This window comes from Streptomyces sp. NPDC046985 (assembly GCF_040644415.1).
Lineage (GTDB): Bacteria > Actinomycetota > Actinomycetes > Streptomycetales > Streptomycetaceae > Streptomyces.
The window spans coordinates 134,116-148,138 of the sequence record NZ_JBEYWK010000019.1; the positions used below are offsets into that span (position 1 = coordinate 134,116).

The following is a 14,023-nucleotide window of genomic DNA, read 5'->3' on the forward strand; positions in this document are numbered from 1 at the left end:
CCATCGTCGTCAGTCTCCCGGCCTCCCGAGCGCGCGGCGCCGTCAGCCGCCCAGGGCGCGCACCGCGGCCGTGACCAGCACCGCCGCCGCCACGACCAGCAGGAAGGGCGCCCTCAGCACCAGCGCGACCGCGGCGGCCCCGAGCCCCGCGGCACGCGCGTCCAGGACGAGCGCGGCGGCGTCGGCGAACGTCTGCTGGGCGGTGAGGGCGGCGAGCAGGGCGACGGGGAGCAGCGCGGCGAGCCGCTTCACCAGCGGCCGTTCCACGGCGGCGGCCGGGACGAGCAGCCCGGCGAGCTTGACGGCGTAGCAGCCCACGGCGGTCACGGCGACGGCGATCCAGGTGTTCAACGTGCTTCCTCTCGCGGGCCGAGCCCGTCGTGCGCGTTCCCCGCAGCGGGCGTGTCGGTGTCGGCGGGCGCGCCGCCAGACCGCGCTGGCGTCTCTGGTTCGACGGCCCCCGCTTCCTTCCTCGTCTCCCCGGCGGCGTTCGCGCGCCGGCCCTCCAGGAGCAGCACCGCGGGCGCGGCGAGCGCGGCGGCCAGGACCGGGACTCCGGTCGGCAGGACGGGCAGCAGGCCGAGCCCGAGGAGGACGGCGAGCGCGGCGACGGCTCGCTCGGCGGAGGTCTTCAGCATGGGTGCGAGCAGCGCCAGGAACACGGCCGGGCCGGCCGCGTCCAGCCCCCACGCGCGGGTGTCCCCGATGGCCTGTGCGCCCAGCGCGCCCAGCAGGGTGGTGAGGTTCCACAGGACGTAAAGGGTCGCGCCGGTGACCGTGAAGCCGATCCGGACGCCGCGCCGCGTCGACTGGGCGAGCGCCACCGCGGCGGTCTCGTCGATGACCCACTGGGCGGCCAGCGGGCGTACCGTGCGCGGGAGCGCCAGGAGCTGGGACAGGCGCAGCCCGTAGAAGGCGTTGCGCGCACCCAGGAAGAACGCTCCCGCCGCCGCCGTGAACGGGTTCCCGCCCGCCGCCAGCGCGCCCACCAGGGCGAACTGCGACGCCCCGCTGAACACCAGCAGGCTGAGCCCGCAGGTCTGGAGCAGCGTCAGGCCGCTGCCCGCCGAGGTCACCCCGAAGGCGAACCCGGACGCTCCTACGGCGACGCCGACCCCGAGGGCGTCCCGGACGACGGCGCCGTCCGGCTTTCCGCCGCCGGTCCCTTGAGGGCCTCCCGCGCCGTCGGCGCGCCTGTCCGCGAGTGATGTCTCTTCTGCCACGCCCCGGACGGTAGGAGCAACGGCGCCTTCGCGTCTTGTACGTTCTTGCGCTCGCGCCGGTAGGCGCCCGGAGGAACGCCCACGATCCGGGAGAAGTGCCGGCTGAGGTGCGACTGGTCGGCGAACCCGACGTGCGCGGCGGCCTCGGCCGGTGCGGCGCCCGCGTCCAGCAGGCGCGTGGCCCGGCGCACCCGCGCGTCGGTCAGCCAGGCGTGCGGGGGCATGCCGTAGGTCTCGCGGAAAGCGCGCAGCAGGGCGAACGGGCTCGTCTGGAGGTCGGCCGCCAGCGTCTCCAGGGTCGGCGGTCGGGTCATGCGGTCCTCCAGGACGGCACGCGCGCGTACCGCGATCCGCTCTCCCGCCGTGCGCACCTCCCGCCGCGGCAGCGCTCCGCCGTTCAGCCGGAGCAGCCGGGTCACGGCGACGCGCAGCAGCGTGTCGGCGGCCAGCGCGTTGCCCTCGTCCGCCGCCCGCAGCACCTGGTGCACCAGTGCGGCGGCCCGGGGATCGTCGAGGACCGGCGCCGTGAACCCGGGCGTCCCGCGGATCCGCGTGGTCTCCGCGGCGATCTCGGCCACCAGGCCGGGCGCCGGGTACACCACCCCGTAGCGCCATCCCTCGGGCACTCCCGCCCGTCCGGTGTGCGGGGTGTCGGGGTTGACCAGGGCGAGGGTTCCCGGCCCCGCGTACTGGTCGGCGCCGCGGCAGCGGAACACCTCCAGGCCCTCGGCGATGGCGGCGATCACGAAGTGCTCGTGGGTGTGCCGCACGAACTCCTTGCGGACGTACCGGGCGCGCAGCAGGTCGACACCGGGCAGTTCTTCGTACCGCCAGTGCCGCGCCCACTCCTCGCCGAAAGCCGCCACGCGACGATTCTCCGTCCTGCGCCGAGGCGCCTGGCAAGCGGGGCCGACCCCGTCACGGCGCCGGGAAAATCCGTTCCCGTGCCGTTCTCGTGGCCCCGATCTACGGCAAACGCGCAGGTCGGAGCGGATTGTCAGTCGGTGGGTGCACGATGGACGCATGGTCAGCGACGCACTTCGAGCCCTCGACGGCTTCTCCCCCGCGACCCGTGGCTGGTTCACGGGGGCCTTCTCCGCGCCCACTGCTGCCCAGGCGGGTGCGTGGCAGGCCATCGGCGAGGGCTCGGACGTGCTCGTGGTCGCCCCCACCGGATCGGGCAAGACCCTCGCCGCCTTCCTCTCCGCCCTGGACGACCTGGCCTCCACTCCCCTTCCGGCCGACCCGAAGAAGCGCTGCCGGGTGCTGTACGTGTCGCCGCTGAAGGCTCTCGCCGTCGACGTGGAGCGCAACCTGCGCAGTCCGCTCACCGGCATCCGGCAGGAGTCCGTCCGCCGGGGCCTGCCCGAGCCGGAGGTGCGGGTCGGCATCCGCTCCGGCGACACCCCGCCCGCCGAGCGCCGCGCCCTGTCCACCCGCCCGCCGGACATCATGATCACCACGCCCGAGTCGCTGTTCCTGATGCTGACGTCGTCCGCGCGCGACGCGCTGACCGGCGTCGAGACGGTGATCCTAGACGAGGTGCACGCGGTCGCAGGCACCAAGCGCGGCGCCCACCTCGCGCTGTCCCTGGAGCGCCTGGACGAGCTGCTGCCCCGCCCCGCCCGCCGGATCGGCCTGTCCGCGACCGTCCGCCCGGTCGACGAGATCGCCCGCTATCTCTCGCCCCGCCGCAAGGTGGAGATCGTCCAGCCGGAGTCCGGCAAGGAGTTCGACCTGTCCGTCGTCGTCCCGGTCGAGGACCTCGGCGAGCTGGGCGGCGCCCCGGCCGCCGACGGCGACGAGGGCGCGGAGCGCCCCTCCATCTGGCCGCACGTCGAGGAGCGGATCGCGGACCTGGTCCAGGCGCACCGCTCGACGATCGTGTTCGCCAACTCCCGCCGGCTCGCCGAACGGCTGTGCAACCGGCTCAACGAGATCGCCTACGAGCGGGCCACCGGCGTGCCGCTGGACGAGCACCACGCGCCGGCCGAGCTGATGGGCGGTTCCGGAGCGGCGGACGGCGCGCCCGCGGTCATCGCCCGCGCCCACCACGGCTCGGTCTCCAAGGAGCAGCGCGCCCTCGTCGAGGAGGACCTCAAGGCGGGCCGGCTCCCGGCGGTGGTCGCCACCTCCAGCCTGGAGCTGGGCATCGACATGGGCGCCGTCGACCTCGTCGTGCAGGTGGAGTCGCCTCCGTCCGTCGCCTCCGGTCTCCAGCGCGTCGGCCGCGCGGGACACCAGGTCGGCGCGGTCTCCACCGGCGTGGTCTTCCCGAAGTACCGCGGCGACCTGGTGCAGGCTGCCGTGGTCACCGAGCGGATGCGCTCGGGCGGCATCGAGGCGCTCAGGGTGCCCGCCAACCCGTTGGACGTCCTCGCCCAGCAACTGGTCGCGATGACGGCGATGGACGCCTGGCAGGTCGACGACCTGCTCGCCTTGGCGCGCCGGGCCGCGCCGTTCGCCTCGCTGCCGGAGTCGGCGTTCACGGCCGTCCTGGACATGCTGGCCGGACGGTACCCGTCCGACGCGTTCGCGGAGCTGCGCCCGCGCGTGGTGTGGGACCGCGTGGCGGGCACGGTCACCGGCCGCCCCGGTGCGCAGCGCCTGGCCGTCACCTCCGGCGGCACGATCCCCGACCGCGGGCTGTTCGGGGTCTTCCTGGCCGGATCCGACCCGAAGAAGGGCGGCGGCCGGGTCGGCGAGCTGGACGAGGAGATGGTCTACGAGTCCCGGGTCGGCGACGTCTTCACGCTCGGCACCAGTTCGTGGCGCATCGAGGACATCACCCGCGACCGGGTCCTGGTGTCCCCGGCGCCCGGCGTGCCGGGGAGGCTGCCGTTCTGGAAGGGCGACCAACTCGGCCGCCCGCTGGAGCTGGGCCGGGCGCTGGGCGCCTTCCTGCGCGAGGTCGGCTCGATGCCCAAGGAGGACGCCCGGCTCAGGCTCCTGGCGGCCGGCCTGGACGCGTGGGCCGCGGACAACGTGCTGGCGTACCTGGACGAGCAGCGCGAGGCGTGCGGACACATCCCGGACGACCGGACGATCCTCGTGGAGCGCTTCCGCGACGAGCTGGGCGACTGGCGCGTGGTGGTGCACTCGCCGTTCGGCGCCCAGGTGCACGCGCCCTGGGCGCTCGCCCTCGGCGCCCGGCTGTCCGAGCGCTACGGCATGGACGCGCAGGTCATGCACGCCGACGACGGCATCGTGCTGCGCCTGCCCGACGCCGATCTGATGAGCCTGGACCTGCTCGACCAGGAGCCCGCCGGGGCCGGCCTGGAGCACACCGCCGACCAGGCGCCCGTCGGCGCAGCGGACGTCGCCTTCGACAAGGGCGACGTCGACCAGATCGTCACCGACCAGGTCGGCGGCTCGGCGCTGTTCGCGGCCCGGTTCCGCGAGTGCGCCGCCCGCGCGCTGCTGCTGCCGCGCCGCAGCCCCGGCAAGCGCACCCCGCTGTGGCAGCAGCGCCAGCGCGCCGCCCAACTGCTCCAGGTGGCCAGCGACTTCGGCTCGTTCCCGATCGTCCTGGAAGCGATCCGCGAGTGCCTTCAGGACGTGTTCGACGTCCCGGGCCTGGTCGAGCTGATGGGGGACATAGAGTCCCGCAAGGTCCGCCTGGTGGAGATCACCACCTCGGAGCCCTCGCCGTTCGCCCGCTCGCTGCTGTTCGGGTACGTCGCCCAGTTCCTGTACGAGGGCGACTCGCCGCTCGCCGAGCGCCGCGCCGCCGCGCTGTCGCTCGACTCCCGGCTGCTGGCCGAGCTGCTGGGCCAGGCGGAGCTGCGCGAGCTGCTGGACCCCGAGGTGCTGACCGAGCTGGAGCAGGAGCTCCAGTGGCTGACGGAGGACCGCCGGATCAAGGACGTCGAGGGCGTCGCGGACGTCCTGCGCGTCCTCGGCCCGCTCACCGACGCCGAGTTGGCCGAGCGGGGCGCGGAGCCCGGCTGGGCGCGGGAGCTGGCCCGAGCGCGCCGGGCCATCCAGGTCCGCATCGCCGGCGCCGACCACTGGGCGGCGGTGGAGGACGCGGGCCGGCTGCGCGACGCGCTCGGCACGGCACTGCCGGTGGGCGTCCCGGAAGCCTTCACCGAGCCGGTGAAGGACCCGCTCGGCGACCTCCTCGCGCGCCACGCCCGCACTCACGGCCCGTTCACCTCGGCCACGGCGGCGGCGCGTTTCGGGCTGGGCAGAGCCGTCACGGAGGGGGCGCTCCAGCGGCTGGCCGCCGCCGGGCGGGTCGTCCAGGGCGAGTTCCATCCGGCGGGCATCGGCCAGGAGTGGTGCGACGCCGCGGTGCTGCGCAGACTGCGCCGCCGTTCCCTGGCCGCGCTGCGGCACGAGCTGGAGCCGGCGCCGCCGGCCGCGCTCGCGCAGTTCCTGCCCCAGTGGCAGCACATCGGGCGGGGACACGGATTGCGCGGCGTCGACGGACTGGTGCGCGCCGTCGAGCAGTTGCAGGGCGCGTCCGTGCCCGCGTCGGCCCTGGAGAAGCTGGTCCTGCCCTCACGCGTGGCGCACTACACCCCGTCGATGCTCGACGAACTCACCGCGGCGGGCGAGGTGGTGTGGGCGGGCGCGGGCGCGCTGCCCGGCAAGGACGGCTGGGTCTCCCTGTACCTGGCGGACGCCGCCCCTCTGCTCCTGCCGCCGCCGCACCCGCTGGAGCTGACGGCGGTGCACCAGTCGATCCTGACGACCCTCTCCGGCGGGTACGGACTGTTCTTCCGTCAGATCGCCGACCAAGTTCGCGCCACCACCCACCCCGAGGCCACGGACGTACAACTGGCCGACGCCCTCTGGGACCTGGCCTGGTCCGGACGGCTGACCAACGACACTCTCGCCCCGATGCGCTCCCTGCTCGGCTCGGGCCGCACGGCCGGCTCCACCGCCCACCGCGCCAAGCGCGCCGTCCCGCGCGGGCGCTACGGCTCGCTCACCGCGGCCGCCCGCGCCGCGTCCCGCGGCGGGCCGCCGACCGTCGCGGGCCGCTGGTCGCTGCTGCCCGACCGGGAGGCAGACGCGACCGTGCGCGCCCACGCCCTGGCCCACAGCCTGCTGGACCGGCACGGCGTGGTCACCCGCGGGGCGGTCGCCGCGGAGGGCGTCGAGGGCGGCTTCTCCGCCGTCTACCGGATCCTGTCCGCCTTCGAGGAGACCGGCCAGGCCCGGCGGGGATACGTGGTGGAGGGCCTGGGCGCGGCGCAGTTCGCGATGGACGGCGCCGTCGACCGGCTGCGCGCGGTGGCGAACGCCCGCGACCGAGGGACCGGCCTGCCCGACGCGGGCTTCGACGGCGGCGCCCCGGGCGCCTTCGGCTTCCCCGACGGCGCCCCGGCCGCCCGGCCCCTCGCCCCGGCCGGCGGACTCGACGCGGCCGCCTTCGACACCGCCGGGCGCGACGGCGGCGGCTTCGACGGCGGCGCCTACGACCTCGCGTCCCTGGGCGGCGCCCCCGACTGGCCGCCCTCCGGCCACCGCCCCGCGCCCGGCGAGTACGTCTCGCCCCGGGACCTCGCGTCGCCCGGCCAGGGCGGGCCGCGGGGCGGCGGGGCCTCCTTCGGTTACGGCGGACGCGGACGCGGTGACCGAGGCGGCGCCGACTCCCGCGCGGTCGTGCTGGCCGCCGCCGACCCGGCGAACGCCTATGGCGCCGCGCTGCCCTGGCCCGAGTCGCCGACCGAAGCCGGGCACAAACCCGGGCGCAAGGCCGGCGCCCTGGTGGTGCTTGTGGACGGTGAGCTGACCCTCTACATGGAGCGCGGCGGCAAGACCCTGCTGGCCTGGCCCGCCGACCCGGCGCATGCCGACAGCGCCGCTGCCGCCGACGACCCGCGGCTGGGCGCCGCCGCCGAGGCGCTGTCCGCGGCCGCCCGCGCCGGCTCCCTGGGCACGGTCACGGTCGAGCGGATCAACGGCGCCCCGGCCCTGACCTCCTCCATCGGGTCGCTTCTGGAGGGAGCGGGCTTCGTCGCCACCCCGCGCGGCCTGCGCCTGCGCGCATGAGCCGGGCCACCGCCCGCGAGCGGCCGCCGCGGTCCGTGTCACTCTGGAGCCATGCCCGAAGGTGACACGGTCTGGCAGACCGCGAGGCGCTTGCACGACGCCCTCGTGGGCAAGGTGCTGACCCGCAGCGACTTCCGGGTGCCGAAGTACGCCACGGTCGACCTCGCCGGGCGGATCGTGCTGGACTCGGCCAGCCGCGGCAAGCACCTGCTCACTCGCTTCGAGGGCGGCGTGACGCTGCACTCGCACCTGCGGATGGAAGGCGCCTGGAAGGTGTACGGCAACGGCGAGCGCTGGAGGGGCGGCCCCGGCCACCAGATCCGCGCCGTCCTCGCCACCGCCGACCGCGCCGCCGTCGGCTACCGCCTCACGGTCCTCGAACTGCTGCGCACCGCCGACGAGGAGCGCACCGTCGGCCACCTGGGGCCCGATCTCCTCGGCGCCGACTGGGACCCCGGCGTGGCCCTGGCCAACCTGCTCGCCGACCCGTCCCGTCAGCTCGGCGAGGCCCTGCTCGACCAGCGCAATCTCGCCGGCGTCGGCAACGTCTACAAGAGCGAGATCTGCTTCCTGCTCGGCGCCACCCCGTGGCTGCCCGTCGGCGCGCTGCCCGCCGACCGGGCCGAGAAGCTGCCCCTGCTCGCCAAAAGGCTCCTGGAGGCCAACCGCGACCGCGTGGTCCGCCGGACCACCGACCTGCGCGGGAAGGACCTGTTCGTGTACGGCCGCGCGCCGCGCCCCTGCCTGCGCTGCGGCGCCTCGGTCCGCGTGGCCGACCAAGGCGACGGCGCCCAGGACCGGCCCACGTACTGGTGCCCGAACTGCCAGACCGGCCCGGCCCCGGCGCCGGGCGCGCCGCAGCGGTGGCGGGAGCGTTATCCGCGCCGGGGCGCGTGACGATCCCGCACGCGCGGGGATGGTCCCTGACCACGCGTGAGGACGTCGCACCCGCGCACGGCGCGTGACGCGACCGCCCGAGGACGCGTGCCTCAGCCGCCCGCTAGCGCGCGGCTCGGCCGCCCAGAAGTGCCAGGCGAGGGCTCGCGCGCCGCCCGGCGGCACACCCCCGCGTCCGCGTATGGCTATGCGATCCCGCCCGTCAGGAGTCCTCGCCCTTGGCTGGCGGCCTTTCCCCAGCGGCGGTTCCGTACGGCCAGCCGCTCCCGGTCGTCGACGCTCCCTCGCCGTGCCCGTAAGGCCACCCTCCCGCCTCACCGAACGCCGTCCGGCCGCTCTCGGCGGCATCAGCGGCATCGGCGGCACCCGACTCGGACTCCCCGCCAGACACCGCGACCCCACCGGACGCGGCTTCCCCGCCGCACCTCGCAGCCCCGCCAGACGCTGCCTCTCCGGCGCTCACAGCAGCCCCAGCACACGCGGCGTCCCCAGCAGTAACTGCCACCTCACCTGCGACTACAGCCTTCTCGTCGCCAACGGCAACCCCACCCACCCCCACCCCAGCATCCCCGCCAGCCGCCGTCTCCCTCTCCCCGCTCACCACACCCCCGCCGCCACCGGCCGCGGCACCCCCGCCCCACTCCACGGAAAGCCGCCCAACGACACCGGCCACGCGTCGGCCCCGCCTCGACGCACCGGTGACCGCGCTCTTCGGGACGCAGTGCACGGGCAGCAGACTCAGCCCCCAGCCGCCCGCCACGACCACGCCCTCCAGGACTCCGGCCTCATCGGACAGCACGCACCGCAGCACCGCCCACCACCACAGGCCGCCGAACCCCACGGCGACGCCGCAGCGCGCTATCGGACCCGAACGCGCACGCACACACCCACCTCCAGCCCGGACGCCCGACGCCGTCAGCCCCGCCCCGCGCACCACGCGCCGTGAGGACGGGAGGGCGCTCGCGGCGCCCTCACTCGCCGGCGCCGTCACTCGCCGCCGACGCCACGCCGTCGCTCAGCCGCGCCGCTCGTCCGCTCGGGCGCAGCTCCGCCGCGGCACGACCCGCCCTCCACCATCGCCCGACGCCGCCACGAGCACAAATGGACCGGCCGCGGTCACGGCACGCGAAGGGCCCCGGTCCGCGGCTCCTCCGGTGAGTCCGGAGAAGCCCCGGCCGGGGCCTCGTGACGTATGGGTCAGATCGCGTGCGCGTGACGGCTCAGGCGGCGACCACGTCCACCGCTTCGGCGGGCGCCTTGATAGTCACCCGTTCGGGTGGCACGCCGGTCACCGACACGGAACCCAGCATCGGGCGGACCGGCGCGGGCATGCCGTCGGCGGCCGCGGCAGACCGGGCCAGCTCGGCGAGGGCGAGTTCATCGCTCACTTCCCGCATGAGCTCGGACATCCGTACGTCCAACGCGTCGCAGATCGCGGAGAGCAGCTCGGAGGAAGCCTCCTTCTGCCCCCGCTCCACCTCGGAGAGATAGCCGAGCGAGACTCGGGCGGAGGAGGAGACTTCGCGCAGAGTACGGCCCTGGCGTTGGCGCTGCCGACGCAGCACGTCACCCAGCAGGCGACGGAGCAGAATCATCGGTGGCTCCCTCCTCGGACCGCGTAGCCGCATCCTTCTCGCCCCACCGTACCGCCTAGCGCCGCGGCCGTGCGGGGAGCGATGTCGTGTTCACTCTGGGCTGCAAACATCAAAACCCCCCGTTCCGTTCCGTATCCTGTGCCCGCTCGTTACCGGTCTGTTGGCTGGCAATCCGGTCCAAAAGCAGTGCGAGCACGCTGCGTGCACTCTCCCTACGAATTTCCGCCCGGCTGCCGTTCAACCGCAGCGCGGAGGTTTTCCCGTCGTGGGCGGCGCCGGTCTCTGTCCGGCCGGGCCCGGCCACCGCCACGAAGACCGTGCCGACGGGCTGCCCGTCCTGGGGGTCGGGGCCCGCGACCCCGGTGGTCGCGATGCCCCAGTCGGCGCCCAGCAGGTCCCGGACGCCGGTCGCCATCTGGGCGGCGACCTGCGGATCCACCGCTCCGCGCTGGGCCAGCAGAGTGGCGTCGACCTTCAGCAGCTTCCGCTTGAGGTCGGTGGCGTAGGCGGTGATCGAGCCGCGGAAGACCTTGGAGGCCCCGGGCACCGAGGTGATCTCGGCCGCGACCAGTCCGCCGGTCAGCGACTCGGCCACGGCCACCGTCTCGCCTCTCACCGTGAGTAGCCTCACGACGTCGGCGGCCGGTGAACTCACGCCTTCGACTCCTCCAACGCCGCCCGGCGCTCGGCGATTCCCCGCCGGCGCAGCACCGTGGCCTGTCTCACATAGTCGAGTCCGGTCAGCACGGTCAGCACGACCGCCGCGGCCATCACCCAGAACCGCAGGGTGGCCAGCCAGCCGGTCAGGGCCAGCACGTACATCCCGACGGCGACGCCCTGCGTCAGCGTCTTCAGCTTGCCGCCGCGGCTGGCGGGGATCACGCCGTACCGGATGACCAGGAAACGCAGCAGCGTGATGCCGAGTTCCCGGCCCAGGATCACCCCGGTCACCCACCAGGGCAGGTCGCCTAGACCGGAGAGGCAGATCAGCGCCGCGCCCATGATCGCCTTGTCGGCTATGGGGTCGGCGATCTTCCCGAAGTCGGTGACCAGGTCGTACGTCCGGGCCAGATGGCCGTCGAACAGGTCCGTGATCATGGCGACGGCGAAAGCCGCCCAGGCGAGGGAGCGCCACGCCGGGTCGTAACCGCCCGCGGCCAGCATCAGGGCGACGAAGCCGGGCACCAGGACCAGCCGCAGCATGGTCAGCAGATTGGCGACGTTCCACACGCTGGCCTGGTTGACGGCCGCCGCCGTGATCTTCCCGCCGCGCAGCGGCTTGCCGCCCTCCTGGTCCTGAGAGGCGCGAGCGTCGTCCTGCGGCGCGGGAACGGCGTCGCGGTGCGTAGGAGCGACGTCGCGGTGAGTAGGAGAGGTGTCGCGGTGCGCAGGAAGGGTGCCGTCGTGCGCATGAAGGGTGTCATCGTGCACATGAAGGGTGCCGTCGTGCGCAGAAACGGCGTCGCGGTGCGTAGAAGCGGCGTCGCGGTGCGCAGGAGCGACGTCCGCGGACGCAGACGCGGCGTCCGGGTCCGTCTGACCGGCGGCCGGAGCCCCGTCCGCGTCGTCGGCACGGCGCGCGGCCGCCTCCCTGGCCGTCTGCGCACGGGGGGAGCCGCCCGCCGCGGATGCCGGGACTCCGGTCATCTGCCCGCCTCCTCGCTCCACGTCGACGCGTCCGCCAGCGGCTCGGCCACCAGGTCGACGCCTTGCGCGGCGACGACCTTCGCCTCGACGATACGGCCGACGGCAAGTCCCTCGCCGCCGGTGAGCGTCACTTGGCCGTCCGTCTCCGGCGCCTGGTGCGCCGCCCGTCCGGACACGCCCTCCTCGGGGTCGATCGACTCCACGAGTACCCGCACCGTCTCCCCGACGCGCTCCTCGGCGCGCTGCGAGACGAGTTCCTCGGCGAGCTGGGAGATCCGGGCCAGCCGCTCGGCGACGAGGTCGGGATCGAGCTTGTTCTCGTAGCCGGCCGCCTCCGTGCCCTCCTCGTCGGAGTAGCCGAAGACGCCGATGGCGTCCAGCCGCGCGCCGCTCAGGAAACGCTCCAGCTCGGCAAAGTCGGCGGCGGACTCGCCGGGGAAGCCGACGATGAAGTTGGAGCGCACCCCGGCCTCCGGCGCCTTGGCGCGGATGGTGTCCAGCAGCTCCAGGAAGCGGTCGGTGTCGCCGAAGCGGCGCATGGCGCGCAGCACGCCGGGCGCGGAGTGCTGGAAGGAGAGGTCGAAGTAGGGGGCGACCTTCGGGGTGGAGGTCAGGACGTCGACGAGTCCGGGGCGCATCTCGGCCGGCTGGAGGTAGCTGACCCGCACCCGTTCGATGCCGTCGACCTCGGCCAGCTCGGGCAGCAGGGACTCCAGCAGGCGGATGTCGCCGAGGTCCTTGCCGTAGGAGGTGTTGTTCTCGGAGACCAGCATGATCTCTTTCACCCCCTGCTCGGCCAGCCACCGGGTCTCGTTCAGCACGTCGCTGGGGCGGCGGGAGATGAACGAGCCGCGGAAGGAGGGGATGGCGCAGAAGGTGCAGCGCCGGTCGCAGCCGGAGGCGAGCTTGACCGAGGCGACCGGGGCGCCGTCCAGCCGACGGCGCAGGGGCGCCCGGGGGCCCGAGGCGGGGGCGAGGCCCTCGGGGAGGTCGGCGGGGCCGTGCCCCGGCAGGGCGACGGCGGCGCCCGCGTCCTGCCGCTCGGCCGGGCTGATCGGCAGCAGCTTGCGGCGGTCGCGCGGGGTGTGCGCGGCGTGCACGCCGCCGCTCAGGATGGTCTGCAAGCGGTCGGAGATGTCCGCGTAGTCGTCGAAGCCGAGCACGCCGTCGGCCTCGGGCAGCGCCTCGGCCAGCTCGCGGCCGTACCGCTCCGCCATGCAGCCGACCGCGACGACGGCCTGTGTGCGGCCGTGGTCCTTGAGGTCGTTGGCCTCCAGGAGGGCGTCGACGGAGTCCTTCTTGGCGGCTTCCACGAAGCCGCAGGTGTTGACCACGGCGACGTCGGCTTGTGCGGCGTCCTCGACGAGCTGCCAGCCGTCCGCCTCCAAACGGCCTGCCAGCTCCTCCGAGTCCACCTCGTTACGGGCGCAGCCAAGAGTGACGAGTGCGACGGTACGGCGTTCAGGCATGGGCTCAAGACTACTTCGTCCGCGGAAGGCCCCCTGTCGAAGGCCCCATGCCGAAGGGGCCGCCCGATGCCGGACGGCCCCTGCGCTGCTTTCGGCGCGGCCCCGGAAGGGGGCCCGCTCACCGGCCGCGGGCTATCCGGCCTGCGGGTCGCCCTTGGTGTAGGTGAGGCGTTCCACGGCGCCCGGCTGGAACTGGTCCTCGATCTTCTTGCCGTTGACGTAGAGCTGGATCGCGCCGGCGTCGCCGAGGATGAGGTTGATCTTCGTGCTGTCCTGGAAGGTCTTGGACTCGCCCTTGTTCAGCAGCCCGTCGAAGAGCATCCGGCCGTTGTGGTCCTTGGCCGAGATCCAGCTCCGCCCGTTCGGGGCGCTCACCTGGACGGTCACCTTGTCCTGGGGTGCGGCGGCGATGGCGCTGTCGGAGGGGGCGGGCTTCTGGGCGGCGGGCTTGCCGCCCTTCGGCTTGGGCGAGGCCGAGGCGCTGGCACCGGGCGTGGCACCGCCGACCTGGGCCTTGGCGCTGTCGTCCGAGTCGCCGCCCTTGACGGCGGTGAAGCCGACGAAGCCGATGACCACGACGATCGCGGCGACCATGGCCGCGGTCCAGTTCGGCCCGCGGCGCTCGGGGCGGATGCGCTCGGCTTCGAACAGCGGGGCGGCCGGGGTGGGCGCGGGGCGCCCGCCGTGCTCGGCGGCGTACTGGTCCAGCAGCGGGGCCGGATCGACGCCCACTTCGCGCGCCAGCGCCCGGATGTGCCCGCGGGCGTAGACGTCGCCGCCGCAGGGGCCGAAGTCGTCGGCCTCGATGGCCTGCACAAGGGCGATGCGGACGCGGGTGGCGGCGCTGACCTCGTCGACGGTCAGTCCGGCGGCGAGGCGCGCGTCCTTCAGGGCGCGGCCGACGGAGGGGCGGGCTTCCTCGGAAACGTCTTCGAACGGACGCTCGTCTTCAGGGGAGTTGCCGATGGACACGGGGGCGCCTTTCGAGCGTGTAGCCGCCTGTGCTGGAGGTTCAGTCTAGGGGGGTGCAAAAGGGTGGAGCGAGCCGACGGTAGGACTTTGTACGCCATCGGAATGGCCGGCCGATCCGATGGCGGGACAGGTGCGCGGTCCATGGTCGGACTCGTACCGGTCCTTCTGCTCAACTTGACGTGCGTCTAAGGGAAACGGTTGCTCACAACCGCCT

At 74.3% G+C, this 14,023-nt stretch carries 9 protein-coding genes and 1 pseudogene; 2 read left to right on the forward strand and 8 right to left on the reverse strand.

Translation table 11 applies throughout. The features are described from left to right. Window positions 1-42: 42 nt before the first annotated feature. From ABZ861_RS24095 to ABZ861_RS24105, 3 genes and pseudogenes are all read right to left on the reverse strand, one after another. On the reverse strand, window positions 43-351 hold the full coding sequence (locus tag ABZ861_RS24095; protein ID WP_361633516.1) for an AzlD domain-containing protein: 309 nt from the start codon (window positions 349-351) through the stop codon (window positions 43-45). Continuing rightward, window positions 348-1,223 (reverse strand): AzlC family ABC transporter permease, encoded by an 876-nt coding sequence (locus tag ABZ861_RS24100; protein WP_361633518.1) that lies wholly within the window; start codon window positions 1,221-1,223, stop codon window positions 348-350. Before ABZ861_RS24100 ends, ABZ861_RS24095 begins: the two co-directional genes overlap by 4 nt. Window positions 1,224-1,288: 65 nt before the next feature. After that, window positions 1,289-2,359, reverse strand: a pseudogene (locus ABZ861_RS24105) (AraC family transcriptional regulator); the annotation flags it as partial. Here ABZ861_RS24105 and ABZ861_RS24110 point away from each other — a divergent pair. Beyond that, entirely contained in the window at window positions 2,247-7,229 is a 4,983-nt protein-coding gene (locus tag ABZ861_RS24110; RefSeq protein ID WP_361633521.1) for an ATP-dependent helicase, read from the forward strand. The pseudogene ABZ861_RS24105 and the gene ABZ861_RS24110 overlap by 113 nt on opposite strands. A gap of 51 nt (window positions 7,230-7,280) precedes the next feature. Further along, a complete protein-coding gene (locus tag ABZ861_RS24115; protein WP_361633524.1) occupies window positions 7,281-8,126 on the forward strand; it encodes a DNA-formamidopyrimidine glycosylase family protein in 846 nt (281 codons plus the stop codon). 1,220 nt (window positions 8,127-9,346) lie between these two features. On the opposite strand, the gene ABZ861_RS24120 is transcribed toward ABZ861_RS24115, so the two are convergent. The 5 genes from ABZ861_RS24120 to ABZ861_RS24140 form a co-directional block, all read right to left on the reverse strand. Next, window positions 9,347-9,721, reverse strand: coding sequence for a helix-turn-helix transcriptional regulator (locus tag ABZ861_RS24120; protein WP_361633527.1), 375 nt, complete (start codon window positions 9,719-9,721; stop codon window positions 9,347-9,349). 109 nt (window positions 9,722-9,830) lie between these two features. After that, window positions 9,831-10,376 carry a CinA family protein gene (locus ABZ861_RS24125; RefSeq protein WP_361633530.1) on the reverse strand — a complete coding sequence of 182 codons (546 nt, stop codon included), beginning with the start codon at window positions 10,374-10,376 and terminating at the stop codon, window positions 9,831-9,833. Then, complete coding sequence (pgsA, locus tag ABZ861_RS24130; protein WP_361633532.1) at window positions 10,373-11,152, reverse strand: CDP-diacylglycerol--glycerol-3-phosphate 3-phosphatidyltransferase; 780 nt, start codon at window positions 11,150-11,152, stop codon at window positions 10,373-10,375. The genes ABZ861_RS24125 and pgsA overlap by 4 nt, the downstream gene beginning before the upstream one ends. 212 nt (window positions 11,153-11,364) lie before the next feature. After that, window positions 11,365-12,837 carry a 30S ribosomal protein S12 methylthiotransferase RimO gene (rimO, locus tag ABZ861_RS24135; protein WP_361633534.1) on the reverse strand — a complete coding sequence of 491 codons (1,473 nt, stop codon included), beginning with the start codon at window positions 12,835-12,837 and terminating at the stop codon, window positions 11,365-11,367. 132 nt (window positions 12,838-12,969) lie between these two features. Next, the gene (locus tag ABZ861_RS24140) at window positions 12,970-13,809 is read right to left on the reverse strand and encodes a RodZ domain-containing protein (RefSeq protein WP_361633536.1); all 840 of its coding nucleotides are present in this window, start codon (window positions 13,807-13,809) and stop codon (window positions 12,970-12,972) included. Between the last annotated feature and the right edge of the window lie 214 nt (window positions 13,810-14,023).